The 25,782-nt window shown below is 39.4% G+C and carries 23 protein-coding genes and 1 other annotated feature; of the genes, 15 read left to right on the top strand and 8 right to left on the bottom strand.

Features of this window, described 5'->3' with window-relative positions; all coding sequences use genetic code 11:
- The first annotated feature begins 209 nt into the window (after positions 1–209).
- Positions 210–466, top strand: a binding site (T-box leader).
- A 68-nt stretch (positions 467–534) separates the two neighbouring features.
- From trpB to RT761_RS08650, 9 genes are all read left to right on the top strand, one after another.
- Positions 535–1,725: a tryptophan synthase subunit beta gene (trpB, locus tag RT761_RS08610; RefSeq protein WP_218111016.1), complete on the top strand. Its 1,191-nt coding sequence runs from the start codon at positions 535–537 to the stop codon at positions 1,723–1,725.
- Complete coding sequence (gene trpA / locus RT761_RS08615; protein ID WP_218111017.1) at positions 1,718–2,518, top strand: tryptophan synthase subunit alpha; 801 nt, start codon at positions 1,718–1,720, stop codon at positions 2,516–2,518. Before trpB ends, trpA begins: the two co-directional genes overlap by 8 nt.
- A gap of 68 nt (positions 2,519–2,586) precedes the next feature.
- The gene (locus tag RT761_RS08620; protein WP_218111018.1) at positions 2,587–3,495 is read left to right on the top strand and encodes a sugar ABC transporter substrate-binding protein; all 909 of its coding nucleotides are present in this window, start codon (positions 2,587–2,589) and stop codon (positions 3,493–3,495) included.
- Between the two features lie 21 nt (positions 3,496–3,516).
- On the top strand, positions 3,517–5,031 hold the full coding sequence (locus RT761_RS08625) for a sugar ABC transporter ATP-binding protein (RefSeq protein ID WP_218111019.1): 1,515 nt from the start codon (positions 3,517–3,519) through the stop codon (positions 5,029–5,031).
- Complete coding sequence (locus RT761_RS08630; RefSeq protein WP_218111020.1) at positions 5,028–5,963, top strand: ABC transporter permease; 936 nt, start codon at positions 5,028–5,030, stop codon at positions 5,961–5,963. Before RT761_RS08625 ends, RT761_RS08630 begins: the two co-directional genes overlap by 4 nt.
- A gap of 271 nt (positions 5,964–6,234) precedes the next feature.
- Positions 6,235–7,740: a xylulokinase gene (gene xylB, locus RT761_RS08635; RefSeq protein ID WP_218111021.1), complete on the top strand. Its 1,506-nt coding sequence runs from the start codon at positions 6,235–6,237 to the stop codon at positions 7,738–7,740.
- 385 nt (positions 7,741–8,125) lie between these two features.
- Positions 8,126–9,448: a DUF5018 domain-containing protein gene (locus tag RT761_RS08640; protein ID WP_218111022.1), complete on the top strand. Its 1,323-nt coding sequence runs from the start codon at positions 8,126–8,128 to the stop codon at positions 9,446–9,448.
- A 684-nt stretch (positions 9,449–10,132) separates the two neighbouring features.
- The gene (locus RT761_RS08645) at positions 10,133–10,783 is read left to right on the top strand and encodes a TMEM175 family protein (RefSeq protein WP_218111023.1); all 651 of its coding nucleotides are present in this window, start codon (positions 10,133–10,135) and stop codon (positions 10,781–10,783) included.
- Between the two features lie 197 nt (positions 10,784–10,980).
- Entirely contained in the window at positions 10,981–11,742 is a 762-nt protein-coding gene (locus tag RT761_RS08650) for an SDR family oxidoreductase (RefSeq protein WP_218111024.1), read from the top strand.
- 295 nt (positions 11,743–12,037) lie between these two features.
- On the opposite strand, the gene RT761_RS14375 is transcribed toward RT761_RS08650, so the two are convergent.
- Positions 12,038–12,487 carry a zinc metallopeptidase gene (locus RT761_RS14375; protein WP_218113412.1) on the bottom strand — a complete coding sequence of 150 codons (450 nt, stop codon included), beginning with the start codon at positions 12,485–12,487 and terminating at the stop codon, positions 12,038–12,040.
- A gap of 719 nt (positions 12,488–13,206) precedes the next feature.
- On the opposite strand from RT761_RS14375, the gene RT761_RS08660 reads away from it, so the two are divergent.
- The 3 genes from RT761_RS08660 (at position 13,207) to RT761_RS14380 (ending at position 14,959) form a co-directional block, all read left to right on the top strand.
- The gene (locus tag RT761_RS08660) at positions 13,207–13,752 is read left to right on the top strand and encodes a chromate transporter (protein WP_218111025.1); all 546 of its coding nucleotides are present in this window, start codon (positions 13,207–13,209) and stop codon (positions 13,750–13,752) included.
- Positions 13,753–13,756: 4 nt separating this feature from the next.
- Positions 13,757–14,275 carry a chromate transporter gene (locus tag RT761_RS08665; protein WP_218111026.1) on the top strand — a complete coding sequence of 173 codons (519 nt, stop codon included), beginning with the start codon at positions 13,757–13,759 and terminating at the stop codon, positions 14,273–14,275.
- 546 nt (positions 14,276–14,821) lie between these two features.
- Complete coding sequence (locus RT761_RS14380) at positions 14,822–14,959, top strand: IPT/TIG domain-containing protein (RefSeq protein ID WP_425491275.1); 138 nt, start codon at positions 14,822–14,824, stop codon at positions 14,957–14,959.
- A 195-nt stretch (positions 14,960–15,154) separates the two neighbouring features.
- Here RT761_RS14380 and RT761_RS08675 read toward each other — a convergent pair whose 3' ends face one another.
- From RT761_RS08675 to RT761_RS08705, 7 genes are all read right to left on the bottom strand, one after another.
- Entirely contained in the window at positions 15,155–16,018 is an 864-nt protein-coding gene (locus RT761_RS08675; RefSeq protein ID WP_218111027.1) for a carbohydrate ABC transporter permease, read from the bottom strand.
- Between the two features lies 1 nt (position 16,019).
- Positions 16,020–16,916 carry a carbohydrate ABC transporter permease gene (locus tag RT761_RS08680; RefSeq protein WP_218111028.1) on the bottom strand — a complete coding sequence of 299 codons (897 nt, stop codon included), beginning with the start codon at positions 16,914–16,916 and terminating at the stop codon, positions 16,020–16,022.
- A 23-nt stretch (positions 16,917–16,939) separates the two neighbouring features.
- Positions 16,940–18,283: an ABC transporter substrate-binding protein gene (locus tag RT761_RS08685; RefSeq protein ID WP_218111029.1), complete on the bottom strand. Its 1,344-nt coding sequence runs from the start codon at positions 18,281–18,283 to the stop codon at positions 16,940–16,942.
- Positions 18,276–19,709 (bottom strand): trimethylamine methyltransferase family protein, encoded by a 1,434-nt coding sequence (locus RT761_RS08690; RefSeq protein ID WP_218111030.1) that lies wholly within the window; start codon positions 19,707–19,709, stop codon positions 18,276–18,278. Before RT761_RS08690 ends, RT761_RS08685 begins: the two co-directional genes overlap by 8 nt.
- Positions 19,710–19,862: 153 nt before the next feature.
- A complete protein-coding gene (locus tag RT761_RS08695) occupies positions 19,863–20,630 on the bottom strand; it encodes a hydroxypyruvate isomerase family protein (RefSeq protein ID WP_218111031.1) in 768 nt (255 codons plus the stop codon).
- 90 nt (positions 20,631–20,720) lie between these two features.
- Positions 20,721–21,971 (bottom strand): ROK family transcriptional regulator, encoded by a 1,251-nt coding sequence (locus RT761_RS08700; RefSeq protein WP_218111032.1) that lies wholly within the window; start codon positions 21,969–21,971, stop codon positions 20,721–20,723.
- 45 nt (positions 21,972–22,016) lie between these two features.
- Positions 22,017–23,324 (bottom strand): DegT/DnrJ/EryC1/StrS family aminotransferase, encoded by a 1,308-nt coding sequence (locus tag RT761_RS08705; protein ID WP_218111033.1) that lies wholly within the window; start codon positions 23,322–23,324, stop codon positions 22,017–22,019.
- Positions 23,325–23,608: 284 nt separating this feature from the next.
- Here RT761_RS08705 and RT761_RS08710 point away from each other — a divergent pair, with 284 nt between their 5' ends.
- From RT761_RS08710 to RT761_RS08720, 3 genes are all read left to right on the top strand, one after another.
- Entirely contained in the window at positions 23,609–24,067 is a 459-nt protein-coding gene (locus tag RT761_RS08710; RefSeq protein WP_218111034.1) for an IPT/TIG domain-containing protein, read from the top strand.
- 167 nt (positions 24,068–24,234) lie between these two features.
- Complete coding sequence (locus RT761_RS08715; protein ID WP_218111035.1) at positions 24,235–24,603, top strand: cupin domain-containing protein; 369 nt, start codon at positions 24,235–24,237, stop codon at positions 24,601–24,603.
- Between the two features lie 117 nt (positions 24,604–24,720).
- Complete coding sequence (locus tag RT761_RS08720) at positions 24,721–25,713, top strand: autoinducer 2 ABC transporter substrate-binding protein (protein ID WP_218111036.1); 993 nt, start codon at positions 24,721–24,723, stop codon at positions 25,711–25,713.
- The last annotated feature ends 69 nt before the right edge of the window (positions 25,714–25,782 follow it).

Consider the following 25,782-nt stretch of genomic DNA (forward strand, 5'->3'; position numbering starts at 1 on the left):
TCAGGATAGAACATCTTGTTGCTTAGCAGTAACCAATGAAAAAAATGGGGAGGATATAAATTTAGAAATCGACATCTCATGGCATGTCGCTACCCTAAAAAATCTGGTTTGAGATCGTTTTAACCCTTAAGATGAAATCCTGTTGTAGTTGATGGATTGGTATTGACAAAAGACGAGTCATGTGGTCAAATATTCAAAATCGAGAATAGGTAAACGCTGGGAAAAGGAAGAGTAACCTCCGAATCATGCATCCAAAGAGATCCAGGATAAAGGGTGGGAGCCTGGTGTTGCAACGGGAGTGAATGGACCTTGGAGCGGCTCTGCGAAAGCGAAGGCGAGTAGGGTGAGAAGGGTCTTTCCCTTTAAAGGAAGCTGGGTATCGGAGTGATCCCGTACCTGAGAGAGTGAATGGCAAGATCTGCCATTAATAAGAGTGGTACCGCGAGTGAAAGCCCTCGTCTCTTGACGAGGGCTTTTTTTATTGCTGGTGATAGGTTGGAAGGCCAATATAATTAAAAAGAGGAAGTGAGAGCTATGCATGCCAAAGGATTTATAGGAGAATTCGGAGGACGGTTTGTCCCCGAAATTCTCATGTATCCCTTGAGTGAATTAGAAAAATCCTACGAATATTATTTGAATGACCGGTCATTTCACGAGGAACTTGGGTATTACTTATCCCGTTACGCCGGACGTCCCTCACCATTGTATTACGCCTCAAGGCTGAGTGAGTATTGTCAGGGACGGAAAATATATCTGAAACGAGAGGATCTCAATCATACTGGTTCCCACAAGATTAACAATACGCTGGGACAAGTATTGTTGGCAAAAAAGATGGGGAAAAAACGAATCATCGCTGAAACCGGAGCAGGCCAGCATGGAGTGGCAACTGCCACTGCCTGTGCCCTTCTTGGAATGGAATGCCAAGTATATATGGGAGCTGTTGATGTAGAAAGACAAAAACTTAATGTTTATCGCATGCAAATATTAGGAACTGAGGTTATACCGGTTAAGTCTGGTACTCAAACCTTAAAAGATGCGATTAATGAGGCGATGCGAGATTGGGTACAAAATGTAGATAATACCCACTATGTCATCGGGTCGGTAGTGGGACCGGATCCATATCCTCGCATGGTACGAGATTTTCAGTCAATTATTGGTGGTGAAGCTCGCCAACAGATTCTTGATGTTGAGAATCGACTTCCCGACAAAGTTATCGCCTGCGTTGGGGGAGGAAGTAATGCCATGGGAATTTTTCAAGGTTTTCATAAGGATCTCCAGGTTGAGCTCATTGGAGTAGAAGCTGGAGGTTTGGGATTAGAGACTGGAAAACACTCGGCAAGTATTGGGAAAGGCTCGAAAGGGATTCTCCACGGGAGTTTGAGTTACGTTCTTCAAGATCAATATGGACAAATCCTTGAAACACATTCAGTTGCAGCAGGCCTTGACTATCCAGGAGTTGGCCCGGAACATAGCTTTCTTTCGGTCAACGGACGAGCACGATATGCCGCAGTCACCGATTCAGAAGCAGTTGAAGCTTTCTTAGTTCTTTCCCATTTGGAAGGTATTATCCCAGCTCTGGAAAGCGCTCACGCAGTCGCATATGTGTTACAGATGGCTGCAAGTGTTCCGAAAAATTCAATTATTTTAATTTGTTTATCGGGACGGGGAGATAAAGACGTGGAAGAAGTTATTAAATATCAGGAAGGGATGAAAAAAAATGACTGATCGGTTAGCGGAAACATTAAACGTCAAGAAAATTGAAAAAAAGAAACTTTTCCTTCCTTATTTAACCTTTGGATATCCAAATATCCCGATATTTTTAGATTTATTGAAGATATGCCAGGATCAAGGTGTAGATGCTATTGAAATTGGTATTCCCCATTCTGACCCAGTTGCCGACGGTCCGATACTTCAAGAATCTTCCTATCATGCCTTGAAAAATGGAGTCACACCGAAGATGATTCCAGAGGTTCTCTCCAGTGTCCAGCTCAAGGTTCCTCTTATTGCAATGACTTACGGAAATATTGTTTTTCAGTATGGAATCGAGCGTTTTGGAAAGGATTATCACCAAGCTGGTTTTCAAGGTTTAATCGTAGCTGATTTCCCCTTGGAAACTTCCCGGATGCTTGATGACCTGAAAGAAATGCTTTCAGTTATCATCCTTGCTTCAACCAATACATTGGCTGAAAGACTACGAAAAATTGGGCAAGAAAGCTGTGGTTTCGTTTATATCGTTTCTGGAAAAGGAATCACCGGAAAAACCAATATCGACCTTGAACAAATCAAACCGGTGATTACTGGCTTGAGAAAAACAACCACAGTTCCTCTCCTCATCGGTTTTGGTGTCAATTCGCCTGAAATAGCCCGGGAATTAGCGATGATTGCCGATGGTGTGATAGTGGGGAGTGCAGTAGTCCGTTTTATTGCTCAACACATCGATGACCCTGAATTGATGTGCGGATTTGCCAGGTATCTATCCCAATATCGTCAGGCATTGGATCAAGTGAGTGTTATTTAGGATTTTAAAAGGGAGTTTAATCAAATACTCCTTTTAAAATAGAAGAATAGAAGGAAGGTGAAAGAAAAATGAAAAAATTATTATTCTCAATTTTAGTTTGTATTATTATTTTAGTTATTCCGTCGGCATTTGCTGAAGAAACAAAAACTGTAGCCATGCTAACTCCCTACTTGGCTTCAGTAACAACCAACCAGATGATTAAAACCTTCGAAAAAGAAGCAAAAGTCAGGGGATGGGATGTGGTTACTATAGACACCAAAGGTGATTTTGGAGCTCTGGCAAGCCGGATGGAAGATATGATCGCTCGGAAGGTTGATGCAATCGTATTGGGATCAGCAGATCCCAACCAACTTAAAGATCAAATAAAGAAGTCAAATGAGGCTGGTATCCCGGTTTTAGGAGCCGATGCCGGTTGGATTCCGGGAGTGACCTGTAATGTCACTTCTGACAACTATGTTATGTCGGAGATGATGACCACATTTTTGTTTAATGCAATCGATCGAAAAGGGAATATTGTGGTTTTCACTCACCGGCCTCACCACGGAGTGAGAAAAAGAACATTGATTTTGGATGCCATTTTAATTGAAAATCCGGATATTAAAGTCATCACTGAGCACCACGTTCAAGTTCCAGGTCCCATAGAAGATGCGCGAAAGGCAATGGAAAGCATCTTGATTGCCAACCCTCAACCTGGCTCCATTCAGGCTGTTTGGGCAGGGTGGGATGAACCAGCTATTGGGGCAACTCAGGCGATTATTGCTGCCGGCAGACAAAATGAAATTGTAGTCGCAGGTGTTGACGGAACCAGCCAAGCAATTGAGCTTATTGAGAAGGGGATACCTTTGATTGCCACCGTATCCCAGGATTTCGAAGGTATGATGGTGATCCTCGTTGAGCAGTTGGAACGAATTTTTAGCGGGAAGAACCCCATATCCATTGAAGTCTACACACCATCGAAGTTAATTTATATGGATTAAAAAGAGTAGAATGGGTCGAACATGGCATATCTTCTAGAACTCAAGGGAATAACCAAAAAATTTCCCGGGGTGGTTGCGCTCCAAGATGTCGATTATTCATTACAAAAAGGGGAGATTCATGCCTTAGTAGGGGAAAATGGAGCAGGAAAATCGACTTTAATAAAAATCATAACCGGTGCTCTCCAACCCGATGTTGGCTCTCTATTTTGGATAGGTCAGCCAGTATCTCTGGATTATCCTTGGCAAGCACGTCAGATTGGTATAGCTTTTATCCATCAAAATAGAAGCTTAATTCCCTTTTTTTCTGGATTTGAGAATATTTATCTTGGTCGACCCTATCCTCGAAAACGAACCGGTCTGGTTTATTGGAAAAAAATGAGGGAAGAGGTGAACGCAGTCATTTCCCAGTATCACCTATCGGTCAATTTGGACAAGCCAATCCAAGAACTACCAGCTGGCCAACAAACCATGGTCGAAATTGTCCGAACTCTTCTGGATAAAACCAATTTGATTGTATTGGATGAGCCCACGGCAACACTCACGAACGCCGAAACTCAGCTCTTATTTCAAGCCATCAGAACCCTAAAAGAGCAGGGAGTTGCATTTGTCTATGTTTCTCATCGTATTGATGAAATATTTGAAATTGCTGATTTTGTCACGGTTTTGCGAAATGGAAAGGTTGTAAAAACCCTCCCTATTCATGAAGCAAAAAAATCGGATATCATTTCTTTGATGGCTGGGGAAACAGTAATAAGCACATTCCCGCCACCTCCACCAATTGAATTTTCGCAAACTGTTTTATCGGTTCAATCGCTCACAGTTACACGGAAGCAAATGAAAAATATCAATTTCTCTCTCAGAAAAGGAGAAATATTGGGAATTTTTGGATTAATTGGCGCTGGGCAGAGTGAATTGATAGAAACATTGTTTGGGATGCATCATCCTTTTTCGGGTACCATTTTAGTAGATAGCGAAAAAGTAAACATAAAAAATTCCCGGTCTGCAATACAAAATGGAATTCTACTCGTTCCCGGAGATCGATTACTCCAGGGTCTGATTTTCCCCTTTAATGTGAGAGAAAATATCACTTTGCCCATGTTGTACCGGTTTCGAAAAAATAGGTATTTTCCAATTCCCAATCGAAGGAAAGAAATGAAGCTGGCCAAAGAAATGATTACCAATCTGAATATACGAACATCGGGAGTAGAACAGAATGTGGCTACACTGAGCGGGGGAAACCAGCAAAAGGTTGTCTTATCCAAGTGGATTGGATATGGTGCCAAGGTCTTATTGTGTAATGAACCGACTTGTGGTGTCGATGTTGTTTCGAGAAGAGAGATTTACCGTTTTCTCTATGATCTTGCCCGTAAGGGGACGGGAATTATTGTTTGTTCAGCGGACATTGAAGAAGTATTAGCAATTAGTCATCGGATAGGAGTTATGAGCCAAAGAGAGTTCGTTGGTATATTTCCTAATGAAAATATAACCAAAACAGAAATTTTATCACTATGCTGTTTAAGGAATGGAACAGAATGAGTAATAAAATTCTAAGACAATATGGAACTCTTATTGCTTTATTGGTGGTTGTGGTCATATTCTCAGTTTTAAAACCTGGAGCCTTTCCAACCTTTGCCAATTTGGTCAATATTACTCGTCAAATTTCACTTCTCACTATTATTTCGGTTGGGGCGACCATTGCCATGGTGGTTGCAGAATTTGATCTTTCTGTTGGAGCGGTAGCTAGTTTCGGTGGCGTCTTGGCTGCCGGGTTTGCTGTTCAAGGAATGAATATCGTTCTCTCAATACTCATTCCAATTGGGCTGTCGTTTTTATTCGGACTGGGAAATGGATATCTGATCACCCGCTTTCGGATATTTTCATTCATTGCGACCCTTTCAACAGGAACAGTGTTAGGAGGAATTACCTTTTGGTATACTGGAGGGGCAACTATTTTTGGTGGTATACCTGATTCTTTTCTGTGGCTCGGTCAAGCGAAAATCGGCTTTGTTCCGATTCCGACCATTCTGATGATAATAGTGGTGATTTTTTTCTGGTTTGTTTTTAGCTGGACGGAGTTCGGTCGCCGGTTATACGCAATTGGGGGGAACCCGGTGGCGTCTCGATTGAGTGGCGTTCATGTAAGTCGAGATAAAACTTATGCATTCGGGCTTTCTTCACTATTATCGGCTTTTACTGGAGTAATTTTGGCATCTCGGCTTGGTTCTGCCCATCCTACCGCCGGAAGCGGAATGCTTCTTCAGGCGTATGCTGCTGTTTTCCTAGGAATGACAGCATTTAAGGCTGGCATTCCTAACATCTGGGGCACCTTCATTGGGAGTCTGCTCATCGGGGTTGTTGCGAATGGATTGACTATGCTCCAGGTTCCCTATTTTCTTCAAGACATAGTGACCGGAATGATTGTGATTCTTGCGGTCATATTGCAGCATATCGATGAATGGAAGGGATAATTAACGAAATAAAAGCCATACCACTTTCATGACAGCAGATGAGGATGAAAATGACTTGTTTAATAAATTAGTTCTCTTTTAATACGGAGGGATAAATCGATTTAAAAGGAATTTTTATGCAGCTGTATTTTCAGGACAAACTCTCAAGCTGCTTCGCAAGATCTTTTGAATAGGAAAACTTGGAGAGTCTATCTTTTCGATATTTTAAATATTTTTATTTAACACCGTAGGTTGATTTTCTGTAAAAATTGTTAAGAAGGATGTTGATGCAATGAAATTGATTCCAAAACAACCCGGGGTTCTTGGAATAGATGTTGGGACCAGCGGGATGAAAATGGCTTTTTATGATTTTGAAGGGAATGAAATCCTTTCGACGAGAGAAGAATATCCAACTTATCATCCCCATCCAGGATGGATTGAGCAATCGCCGGAGGATTGGTGGAATGCGGTCATTCATGGGTTGGATACTTTTTGGAAGAGGAATTTAAATCCTCATCAAATTGCAGCAATTGGTTTGAGTGGCCAGATGGAAAACTGCTTACTTCTTGATCAATCTGGTAACCCCCTTCATCGAGTATTACTCTACTCCGATTCTCGTGCAATTCGAGAAGCCGATTTGATAAATAGAAAAATTGGGAAAAAAAGAATCTTACAAATTTTTGGAAATCGAATTGACCATGCCACGACGATAGCAAAACTACTCTGGATAAAAAGGAATCATCCAGAATGGTATCATTCAGCTGAAACAATGGTCTGTGGCGCAAAGGATTATATCATTTTCCGTTTAACTAACCATCTTGTAACCGACCCGACCAATGCTTCAACGACCGGTTCTATGAATATTCTTTCAGAACAGTGGGAAAAGTCTATAATAGAAGAAGTCGGTTTGCACAGTTCACTTTTCCCCGCTATCGTTTCGGCAACGGAGCAGGTTGGCGTCGTCAGTAAAGATGCATCTATACCAACCGGAATCACTACCGGGTGTCCGGTTTTTTGTGGGTTAGGGGATGCAGGGGCATCACAGGTAGGAGCGGGCGTGATCGGCTCCGATCGTATACATTGTTATCTGGGAACCACCGGCTGGGTTGCAATAATGAAACCTGAATACCATCTACCCCAATCTGAAGGACTTTTTGTTCTCAACGGCCCGGAGTTACGCCAATATTTATATATTGCACCATTGCTCAACGCCGGCCGTGCCTATGATTGGATTTTAAGGATTACAACGGGAGATAAGAAAAAAAAATATCATGAGATGGAACACCTTCTCTCTACTGTTCCTTGCGGATCGAATGGGGTATACTTTTTGCCCTATTTAGTAGGAGAACGGTGTCCCAATCGAGATTCAAATGCAACCGGTGTATTTTTTGGCCTCACAGATCAGACAACCGATCTTGAGATGATCCGAGCAACTTTAGAGGGAGTGACGTATGGAATTCGGCAGTCTCTTGAAATAACGATGGATTCGACTACACTGAATGAGATTGTTGTAATCGGTGGTGGAAGTCAGAGCAAACTTTGGTGTCAAATGATAGCCGATGTATGCGGAAGTAAGGTAACAGTTCCAATTAGAAGCACCGCAGGTCCTTGTTTTGGTGCTGCGCTTTGCGCTTTGGTGGGGATGAAGGTAAAGAGAGATTTTTCCGATATTGAACCTTTACGGACTCAAGGCCAACAATTTTATCCTCGAGAAAAGAACCGAGAGATATATCAAAACTTGTTTCAATTCTACACAAAACTGTATCCAACTTTGAAACCTTTATTTAAAAAAGAATAAAAATGACGAAGGATCGAGCAGATATGATGATCCATAAAAACTGAAAATAGTAACAACCAAAGCAATGAGCCATTATTATCTTAAAGAATCGTTAAATTTTACTCTTTCATATTAAAATAAATTCTAATTCTTGAGAATTAATACATTTCATGAAATTGACGATTATCTCCATAGAATTAGTGATATTTAATTATTATCCAAAGGAGAGGAGTTCGGTTTATTTGTATAATTTTATAATAATTCTAAAAAAAGGTTGATGGAAAAAATAAGTTGAGTTTTTGTAAGACCCCATGATGTATGCATATTAACAAACCTTTCGTATTAATAAAAAAAATAACAAAGTTACTTTTATTATGTTACTATTGGAAAAAAGGAGGGTTATAAATTGCGGTATTTTAAGGTTTTGATACCTATCATTATTCTTGTCTTGGCAATAATTGTTGAAGGAGGATGTTTTCAAAAACCAATATTTTCACCAAGTAAACCCATCATCAAAGGAAAAATTGTCAATCAGATTATTCATAAAATGGAAAAAAAGATGAGTGAACAAGCAGTAACCGACGCTATAATCAATGTAATTGATCCTAAAACGGGTTTTACTCTTGCTCGGTCAACAACTGATCAAAATGGTTTTTATTCTCTCCAAGTCCCATCGGGAGGACCTTATGTTGTTCAAGCCGAAAAAGAAAAATTAAGATTAACAAAAGTAATTCCAATACTGAAAGCTGGAGAAACCAAGATTATTCAATTAACCGATGCTCGAAATACTGCCTTGGTTTTAATATTTCAAGAATTAAAAAAAAGAGGTCAATATGCCGAAGATTTCGATGAGAATTGCTATTTAAATAACCAATATTTTTCTGATTTAGAGAGTTTGGTTAATGCCTCATTATTAAATAGTAAAGATCCAGCTAAAAATCAAATGGTTCAGAATTATATGCTCTTAGTTCTTTCCCAGTCTGGCTTAGACGCCCAAAACAATCTTGGGCAAACAGCTTCTCTTTATCCGGCTTACCGATCGGATAAAAAAAGTGGGTTTTCCACTCTTAAACTGCAATTAAATGATCAAGCTGCAGCCTATGCTATGGATTTCAGTGAGAACGATTCATCGACTCAAACCAATATTACCCTTACCGTACCCTATGGGACCGATGTTTCTAACCTGGTTGCGACATTCACGACTTCAGAAGGTGCAACGGTAAGGGTTGGAAGCGCAATCCAGGAGAGTGGAATAACTCCCAACGATTTCTCCCGACCGGTAGAATATGTGGTCACGGCTCAAGACGGTGTTTCTAAAAAGACTTATACTATTGCAGTGGTGGTTGCTCCCAATACCGAGTGTGAAATCACTGAAATGAAATTTTCCTCTTTGGATTCAGAGGTAGTTGGGATTATTAATGATAATAATATTACCCTTACCGTACCATACGGAACTGATGTTTCCAACCTGGTTGCGACTTTCACGACTTCAGAAGAGGCAACAGTCACAGTAGGAAACGTAGTCCAGGAGAGCGGAGTCACTCCCAACGATTTCACTAAACCAGTTGAATACTTAGTCACTGCCCAGGATGGGGTTAATAAAAAGAACCTTACTGTTACTGTGGATATCGCTCCCAATACTGAATGTGAGCTAATTACGTTTGGTTTTATTGACCCACCGGTTAAGGCGAAGGTGACTGATGAAGAAGGAGCGTTATCACGACCCTGATTGAATGACCTAAAAACGTACTTTGAATGAAAAGTCTATCCTGTATGTAAACCGCGACAGGATTTCAGCCTACGGCGTAAGATGAAAAAGAAAGAGAGTAAAAAAATAAAACTGATTAGGATAAGCCTTCCCCGTTTTCATTGTCATGTGGTGCTGCTATGAGACATGAGGGTCTATCCTGTAAATACCATCAAATATTTATTCGCCCATTGAGGGGGGGGTGTGCCTTTAATCGGTCATCCTGAGCCCTCGCTTTTTGAGGGCGTGAGGATCTCATCTTTTAAGTTTTTTCTTCATAAATACTTTAAATGATGAGATTCTTACGTCGTCCGGCAAAAACACCGGACTCCTCAGAATGACTAAGTGGATGGTAGAGATTGCCACGTCGCACAAGACGCTCCTCGCAATGACGGATTTAGATAGGTATTTTCATCCTCATCTGGTGCTGCAAAGCAGCATGACGGTCTATCCTGTAAATACCATCAAATATTTATTCGCCCATTGAGGGGGGATTCAGGGGGGGGTGTGCCTTTCATCAGTTTTCCTGAGTGATGCTTTCCCGCGTGCGGATCTCATCATTTCGGATTTTTCCTTAAAAATATTTAAAAGATGAGATTGCTCTCCTTTAATTTTGCAATTTGTTGAGAGACGATTTACTATGTTACTCTATTGGTTTGTGGGAATATGAATATTGAGAAAACACCTCAAAAAAATAAGTTTTTTTTAGCCAGTGACCGGATACAGGCCCTTACCGATGGAATCTTTGCCATCGCTATGACCCTCATGGTTTTGAGCATTGACCTTCCCAAGTCAGTGGATGAAATTGATCCCAATTCGTTGGGAAAATATCTACTCAGCCTGAAACCGGATTTTATCCATTATGCAATGAGTTTTATACTTTTAGCTCTTTTTTGGGTTGATCACCATCAACAATTCTATTACATTAAAAAAATTAATAGGAAAATCCTTTGGATCAATATATTTAATCTTCTTTTCGTAGCTTTATTTCCATTTTCCACCTCCTTAATGGGTGATTACCCCAATCAACCAGTAGCAGCCGTTTTTTTCATTTCAAACCTTTTGTTGATCAGTCTTTTTCTTTCCTGGAATTGGTCAGCAGCTACATCTCATTCCGACCTCGTTGACCCAAATCTGGATAAAACTATTATTGTTCGGGAAAAAAGGTATCGTCTTATTTTCATAGTTATATCTTTAGTATGTTTAGTTTTGGCGTTTGTGATACCCGAGTGGAGTACGATCCCTTACGTTTTTTCGTTTTTTTTCCATTTCTTCCTAAAAAACAAGAATCAAAAAAATTTGGAAGAGATTCAATAAAGAACTTCTCTTTGTACTGCGGAACTTACGAGAAATGGAATATGAAAACTTCTACTTGTAAACTCCACAGGATAGCAGCCTAAGGCGTACGATGAAAAAGATAAAAAACCAAACCTGATGCAATAAAAATGAACCTAATTTGTTAGCACCTAAAAAGAAGGGGGGAAATTATCCGAAAAAAATAAGGAGGGTTGAATATGAACAATACCTTTCGTGACAAAGTCGCTTTAATTACTGGTGGTGCTTCAGGAATCGGAAAAGCAACAGTATTAGCATTTGCCGAGGCTGGTGCTAAAGTTGTCATTGCCGATGTTTTAGAAAAAGAAGGAGAAGAAATAGCTCGATCTATCCAAGATAAAGCGAATGAAGCAGTTTTTATCAAGACAGATGTTTCGGATACCACTCAAGTTAGAAGTCTTATTGAAAAGACGATATCTCGTTTTCAGCGATTGGATTGTGCCTGTAATAACGCCGGAATTGAAGGGGAAAATGCTCTAACCGCTGAGAGTTCCGAAGAAAACTGGGATCGAGTGATTGCCATTAATTTGAAGGGAATCTGGTTGTGTATGAAACATGAGTTACAGGTTATGGTAAAAAATGGAGGAGGAGCTATCGTGAATATGGCATCAGTCGCTGGATTGGTTGGATTTCAAGGGCTTTCAGCGTATTGTGCTTCTAAGGGTGGAGTTATTTCTTTAACCCAAACAGCGGCCCTCGAGTATGCCCAACATGGCATTCGAATTAATGCGGTTTGTCCTGGAATTATCCGCACTGCGATGGTCGATCGGGTTATTGGCGGAGACCCAAAAAAAGAAGAACAATACACCGCCTTGGAACCCATAGGAAGGTTGGGAAAACCGGAAGAGATTGCTAAAGCTGTGCTATGGCTATGTTCGGATGAAGCATCCTTTGTTGTTGGACATCCTATGGTAATCGATGGAGGGTTTGTTGTTCAATAACCGAATGAAAGTATTTTTAAGTATTGATGCTATTAAGCAATAGGAGACAATCTCGCATTTGTTCACTTTTTTTGAGATTGTCTCCTAAAAAATAAGTTTTTATTCATTAAAGGAATCAAGCATATTTACGGATCAAAAAATCTCTTCATTCTCATTTACCACCATTTAAAATTAGACAATATATTTAAAAATGAATGATGTTACGAGAAAGAAGACCGATTACAGTGATAAATAGGAATATTGAAATCTGCCGAAAAAGTCCTGTAAGGTAAGTTAAGGCTGCTGATCTCAAAACCTATTGTACGCTTTCTTCCTCTTCTTTAACCATAATTTTACTCTTTTTAAGGAGGGAAATTGCCCTCTTACTAGCATTCAGCTCGACGGGGAGGGTGATAATAGTAAATACAACAAAGGCTCCGAGCATAAAAAGAGCTAAAATCCTAAAAATGGGAATTCCAAACCATAGGCCACCAATAAATACCAATGGGCTAAATTGGCTTAAAATACTTAAGCGCTTGGCCAGTTTATTGCGTATTTTAATATATCGATATCCTTCTGCATCCTGTAAGGCATGACCAACTTCATGGGCGACAACTCCTAAAGAGGTGATAGAATCGGATTCAGAAATACTTGCTGATAAGGTGATTTTTTTGGATTTAGGATTATAATGATCGATGAAGTATGCCGGAATTTCCTCGACTATGACATCCTTTAACTGGTTTTCATCTAGGAGTTGTCGAGCAATATTTTTTCATTTATGTTTTTATGGTTTTTTACTATCGGTATTGTTGAAGAATATTTTGGACACGAAATTGTGCATACCAACTGAATAAAATAGGGGTAATAAGAAGCAAGTGTAAAAGACTCATAGGAGATTCCCTCCCTTTATTGGTACGAGATAGTAAACAAATATACAGATTTATAAATCAGATCCACCCCGTCATTCCGCGATATTCCTCCTTTGAAAGGGAATTGTTTAGTCGTCATTGCGAGGAGCAAAGCGACGTGGCAATCTCTTAAGAATAATTTTTATTCTTTATTCTTTATTTTCCCTTTGGCGAAAGGGAGATGGTTCGGGATTCGATCTATTCCCATTGGAGCCAAATCCCCCTCACTCCCTTTTCTAAAGGGGGACATTGATTCCTGAATACATATTTCCATCCTTATCTGTTGATGGAAAGCAGCATGGTAGTCTATCCTGAAAAAGTTATTTATTACGCTTATTAAAAATTGATTCATAATAAAAGGAATATTAAAAAACTACAAAAACACATCGTTAAAATATCGTAAATTCGGAATGCATTCTTTCTATTCGAATGCATTCATTTTATTATTCTTTGTTTTTAAGTGAGCAAAAAGTTAATTGTCTCAACAAAAGAAAGAGATTCAAACTAGTGTACCATGTTGATAGATAAAAAAAATAACTTGAATTCATCAAATTTACTGAGCAAAGGTGCAAGAATAATGGAAGAAAAAAAACAATTAAAAGTTGTATTCGAACTTTTTTCAATTTTTTTGTACGTTTCGGTTTTTACCGTCGGTGGTGGCATTGCAATGGTTCCTTTATTAGAAAGGATTTTAGTGGATAAGAAAAAATACCTTAAATTGGAAGAATTTATGGAAATATATTCTATATCCCAAATTGTACCGGGTTCACTCATGATCTGTATGGCAACATACATTGGTTATAAGATTAGGAGGTTTTGGGGAGCCATTTTTTCTTGCATGGCAATTATCATACCACCGTTGGCCATAATAACCATGATTGCATTTTTTTATCAAAGTTTTATAGAAATTGCGCTAATTAAAAAATTGATGCTGGGTATTTTATGTGGTGTTGTTGGAGAAGTCGGTGGGATAATTTATAAAATGTTTAAAAGAATACGATTTAATTTAGTTAAAGTTTTGATTCTTTTCTTTTCAATTACCTTAATTTTTATTTTTAAAGTAAATCCTATTTATACCGTTTTAATTGCTGGAATTATGGGCATATTTTTATTAAGGAGCTAAAGACATGTTATTCAAAGTATTTTTAGAATTTTGTAAAATTGGTGTTATTGCTTTTGGAGGTGGAAATGCAATTTTCCCAATATTGCATAAAGAAATTGTGGAAGATCTGAATTGGATTTCAATGAAAGATTTTCTTTCCATGGTATCCATTGCTGAAACGACTCCCGGTCCAATTGGCATGAATCTTTCTACTTTTATAGGATACCGCTTGGAGGGATTTCCTGGAGCATTAGTGGCTACTCTGGGTTATAACTTTCTACCTTTTCTCATTATGTTTTTTCTTGCTATAACCCTTTTAAAAATTAAGGAAAACACAATTTATCAGCGGTTTTTAAGCGCTATAATGGTTGTTGTGCTTGTTCTCCTTATGCGCTCGATTTATCTTATAACAAGTAGTGGTTTTTTGGGCTTTCGTCCTTATTTGCTTGCCGTGGCTGCATTCTTTGTTTTTATGTTTTTTAAAAAATTAAATCCTATCTATTTACTTCTCATCTCGGGTTTAGTTGGAATGATAATCTTTTAAATGAGCACGTTTCGATACATTATGAGTATATAAAAATCGATGGAGATCCGGTTAAGAGCCAATAATAGTTCGACTTATTAAGAATGAAAAGGTATCATATTTTAGTAAACCACGGGCTCTGAGGAATTAATTCCTGGAGAACTGGGGAAAAGGACCGTCTTTTCAAAGAGGGCGTTCGAAGTTTTTCCAGGTGGAGAAAAGAAGTCCAATTCTGAAGCGTAGAGGATGTAAATGACATGATCAAAAACACCTCGGCGAGAAAAAGGAAGAGGTTTGTTAAAATCTGTTTTTTTGTGTTTCCGCAAGAATTGGTTCATTATGAACTCCTTTTTTTTGTATTATTTTGCCTGGAAATGTATTCATTAAAATTTCATTGCGTTCACTCTGTTATTTATAATTCGACGTGAAAAAACGAGGAGGAATTAATGTTAAAACAATAGCGTTTTTTTACTTTTTAAGATAACGTTGATTGTTTTTTTTAAATGTTTACCCCAAGCAATATAACCAACTCCATTAATTTTACCTTCGCCCACTCCATCACCACACATTAATACCATTACTCCTCAATCGGGACCGTCGGGTACGAAAATTACCATTGCCGGTTCAGAATTTGGTTCCTTACAAGAGCAAAGTCTCCTGATTTTTAAAAGAGGAGATGATAAAATTTTAAGGGTAAGATTATAATCTGGTCGGATAACACCATTATTACTCGTGTTCCTCAACTCATGAAAGATACCTATCGGGTTTTAGTTATAGTTAGTTATAGTGAATGGAATCCAAAGCGATGAGGTCGAGTTTAGGTTGCAGGTGCCAAGTTCTTGTCCGCAGTGTGCCAGGTGATAAATATCATAAACATTTATTATTTAAAATAAAATTGGCTTATCCTTTGACCGCACCGGCAGTCAATCCCTCAACCAGATATTTTTGGAGTATTAAGAAAACAATCAAGACCGGAAGCGTGGCAACTACGCTGGCAGCCATCATATCCTCCCAGCGAACGTCAAATTCGCCTACAAAAGAGAGAACTATTCCGGGAGGAAGAGTCCGCATAGCATCTTGAGACATGAGGGTGAGGGAAAACATAAACTCATCCCAGGCAGAGAGAAATGCAAAAATGCCAATGGCAACAACCCCAGGAGATACTAAAGGAATGACTACTCGCCAAAGAGCACTCATCCGACTACAGCCATCGATCAAGGCAGCTTCTTCAAGTTCTAAAGGAATTTTGTCGAAAAACCCTTTTATCATCCAGATACAGAAAGGCAATGAGAAGCTGGTGTAGGCAATAATCAAGCCGGTATAGGAATTTAAAAGTTTCAATCGCATAAACATGATATAAAAGGTGATTAAAAACATTGGAAGAGGAAACATTTGAGTTATCAGGATGCTGGTAAAAATACTTTTCCTTCCCCGCCGATGGAAACGAGAAAGTGCATATCCTGAAAAAATTGCTAATAGGATACAGAATATTACAGTAGCACCGCAAACTATGAGGCTATTTTTAAAATAAGTTAGAAAATTTACTCCTCCAGCCCCAGCTCGGGAGATAAAAATCCGTTGATAGGCAGCTGCGGTTGGATTGCGGGGAATCCAGCGTGGTGGTGTTTCAAAAAGATCATGATGATCTTTGAAAGAAGTCGATACCATCCAGGCAATTGGAAACAGAACAGCTATGAGCAAAATTATGATAACTAGGTACTGAGTGGTACTCGACAGGAGGCGGATGTTTCGGTAGCGCGACATGTCAATCTCCTTCCCCGAATTTTAAGGTTTTAATGTAGGATAGACTGAAAATCAACATAGCTATTAAAGACAAAGAACCCATGGCTGCTCCCATCCCCATATCATAATTTCGAAAAGCAGTTCGGTATATCTGAATCCCCATGGTTGTCGTCTGATATACTGGGCCTCCCTTGGTAAGAATCCAGATGATAGTAAAGTTTTGGAATTCCCAAATGATTTCCAGGATGGTTACGATGATGATTATTTCTTTGAGGCTAGGCAGAATTATATATCTCAGTCGCTGAAAAAAGGTTGCCCCATCAATAGTTGACGCTTCAAAAAGTTCCTTAGGAATAGTTTCGAGGCCGGCTAAAAGCATGAGCATAAAGAAGGGAAAATATTTCCAACTAGTGGCTAGAATTACCGAAGGTAACGCTAAGCTGGGATTAACCAGCCACGATTGGAATTGTCTGATTAATCCCAAATCTTTCAAAAGAAAGTTCAATATTCCATACTGGGGATTGAATATCCAAAGCCATAATAATGCTACAACTGTAGATGGAATGACCCAAGGGAGAAGAAACAGGCTGCGAAAGAGACTACGATTTCGAATCGGACCATAGAGCAGGAGAGCAATAAGGAAACCGAAGAAAAAAGAAACCCCGGTAGAACCAAGACAATAGAGAAAGGTTCGATAAAGGGATATCCAGAATATCCGATTTCCAAACAACAGCATCCGAAAGTTCTGAAGGCCATTAAAGACCACTCCTCGTGCAGGATCGGTTAGCCGGTAATAATGGAATCCAAGAATGATCCCATTAATCAGTGGGTAGCCTATGGTTAAGATTAAAATGGTAGCCGAAGGAAGTATCAGGAGAAAATAGAGCCTTTTATCGCTTCGTTTTTTTCCAATTAGCATTTTAAGTTCTTCTCCCAGTTCATTTACATTGAAAGTTCTATATCAATCTGACGGACAGCTTCATCCAGAGCACCTTGAACATCCCGACCCATTAAAACCACTTCTTGGACGGCTGCCATGACGATTTCTCCAACTCGACCCCAACGAGGTCCCCAGCCAAGCGGTTTTTTCATGTACTCGGTCTGGTTCAATACTTGTCGGACAAAAGGATCGTCCTTGTATATCGGATCGTTAAGGAGTGAAATCCGTGTGGGCATGAGACCGGTATCTTGGTAGTAGGTCTTGGTGATTTCAGGATCGCTGATGAGAAATTCCATATATTTCCAAGCTGCTTCTTTATTTTTACTATCTTTTGACAGGACCAGCATATGAGAACTTGGGTTTGAATATCCATAGGGAACATCATCAGGGATGGCTGAACCCTTAGGAATAGGAGCCAGCGCCCAGTCTTTATCGAATTCTTCTTCACGAGGATTCAATCCACGCAAAATTCCTCGAATCCAGGGTCCTTCCAGCATAAAACCGAGCTTTTCCTGAGCAAAAATGACTCGAATTTCTCTAATGCCAAGACCCGGATCCATGTATTTATTCTTTACCAGACTATTTACCCATTCCACGGCTTCGACTCCAGCAGCATTGTTGAGGATCACATTTCCTTCTTGGTCAAAAACCTCAGCTCCAAAATTCCATAACCAAGGATGTAAATAATCAGCTGAGAATGAATCTTTGGACATATTCAGTTCTATCCCTAAGATGTCATCTCCCAACCCGGATATTGCCGCAATAGCTTGATTGAAGTCATCCATGGTTGGAGGCGGTTGATCGGGATTGAACCCAGCTTTTTCTAAGAGTACTCGATTATAGCAGAGGAGATTTGGATTATCATTCCAAACTAAAGCATATTGATCTCCTTGCGCCTTCCCCAAATCAATAGAACTGGGGAAAAGATCTTTTGAAAGATCTTCGGAAAGATAACCACTTAAGGGCTCCAAGCCACCCATAGCTGCCAATTGTTCCAACCAGATAACATCCACGGTGGTAATGTCTGGTGGATTCCCTGCTGCTATCATAATGGCCAATTGGTCAGGCGTTTCTTCATAAGGGAGAGGGACGGTTTCAACGTCAATGTCTGGATTCATCTCTTCAAATTTCTTCTCCGCCTCCTGTAAAACGCTAATTCCCCCCGAAGTAACCTCTGCTGCCATCCAACTATGAAAAGTGACTGTGGATTTCGCAAAAGCGGGTATAGCAAGAGTGAAACTGAATATTAAAAGAACCACGGCTAATGCCCATCGACTTTTATACATGGCAATTCCCCTTTCGTATAGGTTTTTTATTACTCTTAACTTTTTTAATTTTTTACTCATTTTCCCTCCTTTCCTCAAAGGAATTGATGATTTGATCCATTTTGTAAACAATGTTCTGAGAAAGTACTTTTTTTGAAATTCGGGTTAAATATCTATCGATCTTTTGTTGAGCAGATAAAACAACATCGTTCATTCCAGAGTTCTGACAATTTTGATAATGGTCCAGGATAGAAATCGAGCTTTTCCAAAATTGACCACTTCTCAAGTGAGTGAGAGTAGAATCTTCAGTAAGGTAATTCCCTCGCTGACCAACTCGGCTTATTTCATTGAGATATATCATCTCCTGACTTACTTCCATACCCCTTAAAATTCGTTTGATTTGCCCAATGATTTCTGCGTCAAGTATGAGTTGTTCCAAGCTTATGGTAAGACCGGTAGCGAACATTCCAGCATTAACGATTAAATGATTACCAGCCAACGCTGAAATAAAAGCGCTGAGGGTTCTTTCCCAAGAGTTTTGCTCATCGTGAAAATGGGAATCAGAGTTGGGAGCTGTGGTATGAGAAGGGATGTGATAAAATGCAGCCATTTGGGCACCAGCAACTCTTAAAATATTAGTTTCAGGGGTACCGATAACTGCCATATTCGATCGCATATCATAAACCGTCCAGGAACTGGCATACATGACCGGTGTTTTTTCTCGTATCAGTTGTGAAAAAACAATACCTGAGAGGCACTCAGCATTATGCATGGTTAAAAGACCAGCTAAAGAATAAGGAGCGGAAGCTCCAGCAATTGGTTCGGGAAGAACGGCAAGAGGAATACCGCTCGAACATACCTCATACAAAGCTTCAATAGTCCCTTTTTCCCAAAAAAGTGGACTGGTGGGGGAAAGCTGGCTAATTAAGAAGGGGCGTTTAGAAACCTCCGGATTAATGGCTTTGGCCATTTGAATTATTGCTCGGTTTATAAAAGCACTTTCAGACGAATAAAAGAGAGGCTTGGTTGAATTGTTTAGAGCAGCCTTGACAGCATAGAGAAGAGTAGATTCAGCCGGTGTATCCTGTGGCATAACCGGAATACCTATCAGGTCAATTTCATCCAGCTGGTCAGCTATACAGACAAATTTTTCAACATCTTCAACCAAAGAATCTCTTCGTATTCCAGTTTGGTGATCAAGAAAAAAAACCGCATTGTGCCCGCAGGCAAAAAGAGGCTCCCCCTGTCCGATCCTTTTCCAAGATTTATCGTCCACAGCAAAGAGGGCGAAAGAAGATGGAACTTGTTTCAAACAAGAGTTTACCACCGATGAGGGTATCCGGACCACTCCCGAATTATGGTCGACCGGTAAGCCTTTCTCAGCTAAAAAACTTCGGACCATATCACTGAGTACAACCACACCCTCTTGCTCGAGTATTTCGAGAGTTGCATCGTGGATGAGGTGGATTTCTTCTTGAGATAATACTTCCGTTTGATTCAGTTTCAAGACGACTACCCTCCTTTATTATTATTTATATCATACATTCTGGCAAAATTTTCCCCAATTTTTTTAATTTTTAAAATAGATTTACCTTTCAACCATTTACAAGTATTTTAAATAGTAAAGATTGATAAAATGAACTTAAGAATTGATCACGAGCTATTCATCAAGAAAATACTCCCGGACTTTTTCTAATGATTTTTCATCAGACAGGGTTGGCCAATATTCGAGTCCAAAAAAACCATCATATCCGGTTTCCTGTATGGCTAAAAATATATTTCTATAATCTAATTCACCATAAAAATGTTCATGTCGTCCAGGAACACCGGCAGAATGGAAATGACCAATTAGTTCGATATTCTCTTGAATGGTTGAGATAATATTTCCTTCCATGATTTGCATATGATAAATATCGTAGAGCACTTTGATTGAAGGGCTATTGACCTGTCGAATGATATCAAAACCAAGTACTGATGAATCTAGGAAATACCCTTTATGATCGACTTTTGAATTTAAAACTTCTAAGCAAACCACGATTCCAGCTTTTTCAGCCAAACTGCTAATAGCTTTTAAATTTTTTATGATTTGATTCTTTTGAATTTCTATGGATTGTCCGTCATTTTCTCCGGTTAGAACAATAACTCTTTTAGAACCAATTAATTTGAGCAATTCGAGAGATTCGGAAAAGTGTTGAAGGTATATATTGGTGTCGGTGTGTAAACGGATATTTCCCCAGGGATCTTGCAGAGTACAGATGCCAATTTTAATGCCGGTTTTTTGGCAGTAATCGGCAATTCCCTTAAGATCCTTTCCGGATAAATCCCAAAATTCCACTGCGTTGTAACCGAGCCTATGGATGGACTGGATTTTTTCTAGATCAGTTTTTCCATTAAACAGCGGTTCAAAACAGACTGAAATCTCTACCATTTTAACTCCTCCTCGAGGATAAATTGATTTGATTTTGGTGAGGGTAACAATAATTTACCCTCACCAAAAAAAGGGACTAATTTCTATAATTTATTGATTCCAAATCCGAGGGTTGTGTCTTTTTAAAAAGGCGGAGGTTAACCCTTGGTTATTTCCTGTTAAACGTTGGAAGTAATCATCGATCGCAAAAAAGAGAGTGCACATGATTTCTTCATTTTTTCCCAGAGTCACAGTTTTTACCCGAGGTAGGAAAAGGACTGATCGTTGAAGTCTTTGGACTATCCTTTCTTGAAGAATTTCAGAAAATATTTCGGTTACCTTGCCTCCAAGGACCAAAAAATCTGGGTTGAGCATTGCAACCAAATTAACCGCTATTCCCTCGGCTTTTTCTAAAACCGGTTTTAAAATTGTTTCACAGTGGGAATTGCCCTTTAAAAAAGTATTGCGTAAAATCATAATTTCATCGCTTTCCGATTGCCTTTGATTCCCGGGAAAAGAGTTGGGACATTTTTCTCGAAAATCCTTAAGGATAGTATTTAAAGAGATTTCGCTTTCCAGGGGAGGTATATCATGAAGAGAAATGGGGCCCATTTCATCCACAGGGTTACAAACCATATAACCAACTTCTCCAGCGGCTCCTTGAGAGCCCCGATAGATTTTTCCATTTAGGAATAAACCAGCTCCAACTCCCCTTCCCAGGTGCAGATAGACTAAGCTGACATTTGGAACATCAGAACTCAGTATTCCTTCACCAAAAGCCATAGCGACTACCTTGTCAAAGACCAAAACCGGACAGGGAAATTCTCGAGAGAAAATTTCACGAATTTTTGCTCCTTCCCATTCAAAAAGGCTGGAAATTTTACCCATTTTATGGATAAGGTCTAATTCGGGATCGTAAATACCCGGGATTCCTATTCCCAAGGAAACCAATTGTGACCAGGACTTGTGATTTCTGATTAGAAATTCATTTAATATTTTTTTGAGAAACGCAGCTAACTCTATAGGGGTAGGGTATTTTTTGGTTATTATTTCTTCTTTATAAAGCAGTTGGCCAGAAAGATTAGATACGGCAAATTCGGTTATATTCCCGGGAACTAATCCTGCTACCAATTTGTTGTCGGGAACAAAAGAAAGAAGGATTGGTTTTCGCCCACCTCGAGAGATCCCCTCAGAATCCTCACGAATTATTCCTTCCTTTAAACATTCTCTAATAATGTGGGAAACGACTGCTGGGCTGACATCAGCTTTTTCAGCTAGATCAGCCCGACTAAGAAGTGAATGATTCAATAAAAAACTAAGGATTTTTCCTCGGTTTAAAAACTTCATATCCCGATGTTTCAAAGGATTACCTCACAAAAAAGAATTGAGGGAAAACTGTTAAGAATTTCATAAATAGGCTCGAGCAACTTTACGAATTGCCTCTACAGTAAGGTCACAATCTTCTTCACTCATTTGGGGCGGAATGTCAAGGTGAACAGAACGATCTAATAGAACCAAGGTTTGGGGACACATTTCTCGATTGTAATTGGGAACTGATCCTTGATGGTAGGGGCAGTTATATGGACAACCTTCGGGAGTTGGAGTCCATTTATTCATGATCATTTCCCAATGGGAGTAAATATGCCAGTCGGGGATCCCTTTATTGAAAATAGAACTGGCTTCAATACCTTCAGCCTTTAAAGCAGTGGCAAACTTTTCGGCTAATTGCCCGTTTTCTAAATAGAAAACCAATGAAACCCCTGTGTCCCCAGCTGGGTCATGAACGTACCTTAGCTCGATTCCTGGAATATCACTGATGCCATTTTTAATTCTGGATTTATTTTTGCGCATTCTGTTGAGTATGCCGTCAAGTTTGTGAAGCTGAGCAAGCATCACCGCACCGATGAGTTCGGACATCCGGAAATTAACTCCGGGGAAAAGTTCTCCCTGGTAACGAGCTGAAGCAAATCGCTTGGCTGGACCACCCGGTCTCCAACAAGCAGCAGTATCATGATAAGCTTGAGCACGATCAAAAAAGAGATCGTTTTCGGTGGTAACCATACCACCTTCACCAGCAGTGATAATTTTATGAAACTGGAAACTAAAGGCGTTGCAATCGCCAAAGCTCCCCAAATACTTTCCTTTATAGCTTCCCCCACAAGCTTGAGCAACATCTTCAACGACTTTAAGATTGTGTTTTTTTGTGATTGAGAGAATTCGCTCCATATTGCAGGGGACTCCGCGCATATGCACGGGAATTACTGCTTTGGTTTGTGGGGTGATTTTCTTTTCCAAATCAACGGGATCAATGGTGAGCGAATTGTCTACCTCAGCGATAACTGGAATCGCTTTTGCCGCTAATATTGCAGCACAGGAGGCAAAGAAAGTATATCCCGGGACAATCACTTCATCACCAGGACCAACACCGACTGCCACAAGAGCAGTGATTAGCGCTGAGGTGCAAGAATTCACCGCCAATGAGTGTTTGACTCCTATTTTGCCGGAAAATTCTTCTTCGAGCATTTTGACTCGAGATGGATATTCTCCAGGTCCGTAATAACGGAAAAGATATTTATTATCCAGAACTTCCAATACGGCTTGCTTTTCTTCTTCACCGATTTCCAAACCACCAGGAAACATAGGTATGGATGGAGTGGTTTTTACCGGTTTTCCACCTTCAATGGCAAGTTTTTCTTTGTCTGAGTTAGGTGACATAAATATTCCCTCCTATTTTAACTTCGTTTTTATTATAAAAAAATAAAGTTTAAAGTCAATAAATAAACAATGTTTATTTGTAGTCTATAAATATTTTTTTATAGCTATTTGGAATGGATTGGTTGCATGAAATGTAAAAAGAGAATAGATTTTGAAATTGTGGAATTAAGAAAAGATAAAATAGTGATTCGATATCTCGGATTTATTTAACTTAGGATTTAAAAAAATGTACTAAATAAAGTATCATATATTAGTATTTATTATAAAATTAAGGAGGAAATACTATGAACTTAAAGAAAATTTTTTGTTTTTTTATTCTCCTGTTTCTTGTTGTTGTTCTTCTTCTTGTGATATCTGGATGTTTACCACAATCGTTAGAGCCTTCACCGACTCCCTCCCCGACAACCACACCTTCTATCGGTTCAGAGCCCCATATTGAATCTATGTTTCCTCTTTCTGGTACACCTGGAACGAAATTAACGGTTTTGGGATCAGGATTTGGAACCTCTCAAGGTTCAAGCCAACTCATATTTAGAAGATGGAAGCAAACATCTATTGACTTAAACGTAATCACCTGGTCAGATACAAGTATTACTGCCGGCATTCCTCTGACAGCCGAAGGTATATACCAGCTTATTGTTTTAGTTAACGGTGTTGAAAGTAATGCACTTGAATTTAAGGTTTTTGAAGGAACAAATGCTTCACAACAGACAGTGCCATCATGTCCAAGTTGTGGAAGATAGAATAGATTTTTAAAATAATGCACGTTTTAAAATAAAAAGGAAAAAATAGCTTATTTAATCATTTATGTTTAGTATTGTATTGAATGGAAGAAAAAATGTTCTTCGAATGCTCTTAAATTTAAAGAGGGCAGATTATTGCTAAAAAAGAATAAACAAAGGAGGAAGAATTGAAGGGAAGGATAATAAAAAGAGGTCAAGGAAAAATAATTATGGAAGGAGACGAATTAACTGAGATTTATGCTTTTACCGATAAAATTGTTTTTTCCGTAGGTACTCTCCTTCCCGGTCAACGTGCCTGTTTAGGTTTTGGTCATAAAAATGCCGATGAAATCTGTTATGTGATCCAAGGGAAAATTGTGATTCATTTTCCCGATGAAGAGGAGTATCATTTATTGGAAACAGGTGATGCGATCTTGATTCCTCCGAGTGTATCTCATTATTCCATCAATGTGGGAGAAGAAAAATCGATCACGGTTTGGGCTGGTGCTGGACCAGATATGGAACATTTTCTAACTGAAGAAAAAGTTAAAACTTGAAGAGGAGAAAATAGATTTTTGGTTCAAATTTTCATTGACAATAAAAATATGGTGTGTTAATTTCATTTTATTATATGCAACACCGATCAAGGATTGTTGCGAAAAAGGAGGAAAAATATGCGGAATTTAGCTCGAGTATTTGTACTGGTCATGCTGGTTTTATTGGTTTTAAGCGCAACCGTGCTCGCCCAGGATAAGTTTGAAATCGTTATGGTTGCAAAGCATGAAGGAATTTCTTGGTTTGACGATATGCGAACTGGTGTTGAAGAATTTGGTAAGGATCATGAAGATGTCACTTCTTACCAAATTGCTCCAGAGGGTGGAGACCCTGCCAAACAGGTTCAAATGGTTGAGGACCTGATTGCCAAAGGTGTTGACGCCATACTGGTAGTTCCAAATGACCCGAAATCAATGATTCCGGTCATCAAAAAAGCCAAAGATGCTGGTATTATTGTAATCAGCCATGAAGCAGAAGAGCTGAAAGGGATTGTTGATTATGATATGGAAGCTTTCCGGAATGAAGATTTTGGCGTTTTAATGTTCGAAAGTCTTGGCCGAGAGATGAACTATGAAGGCGAATATGTTGGTATGGTTGGTGCCTTGACCATGCAAACCCACATGCAATGGTTCCAAGCCGGGCATGATTACGCAGCAGAGAAATATCCCAACATGAAATTCATCCTTCAAGAACCGGTTGAAGATTTTAACACTGAACAAACTGCTTATAATAAAGCAAGAGAATTGCTTCGTACCTATCCCAATATCAAAGGAATGTTTGGCTGTTCCGCTTCATCAACTATCATGCAAGCCCAAGCTGTTGAGGAACGTGGTTTGCAAGAACAGGTAGCTGTAGTCGGATTAACTCTTCCATCTATGAGTAAAACCTATCTGGAATCTGGTTCTCTCCGTCAAGCACAATGTTGGCGACCAGCTGATGCAGGTTATGTGTGCGCAATGATTGCTTATAAAGTTCTAAAAGGAGAACCACTTGAAACTGGTATTAGCCTTGGTAAAGAAGGATATGAGAGCGTGACCGTAGAAGATGGTATTATCTATGGCAACGCACCCCTGGTACTTACCAAGGAAAATGTGAATGATTTCCCCTTCTAAAAACTCCTTTTAATAATAATGAAAACTTATCCAAATCTATGCCCAGCTTCCTAAAGGCTGGGCATAGAT

It is taken from the genome of Atribacter laminatus (assembly GCF_015775515.1).
Taxonomy (GTDB): Bacteria; Atribacterota; Atribacteria; order Atribacterales; family Atribacteraceae; genus Atribacter; species Atribacter laminatus.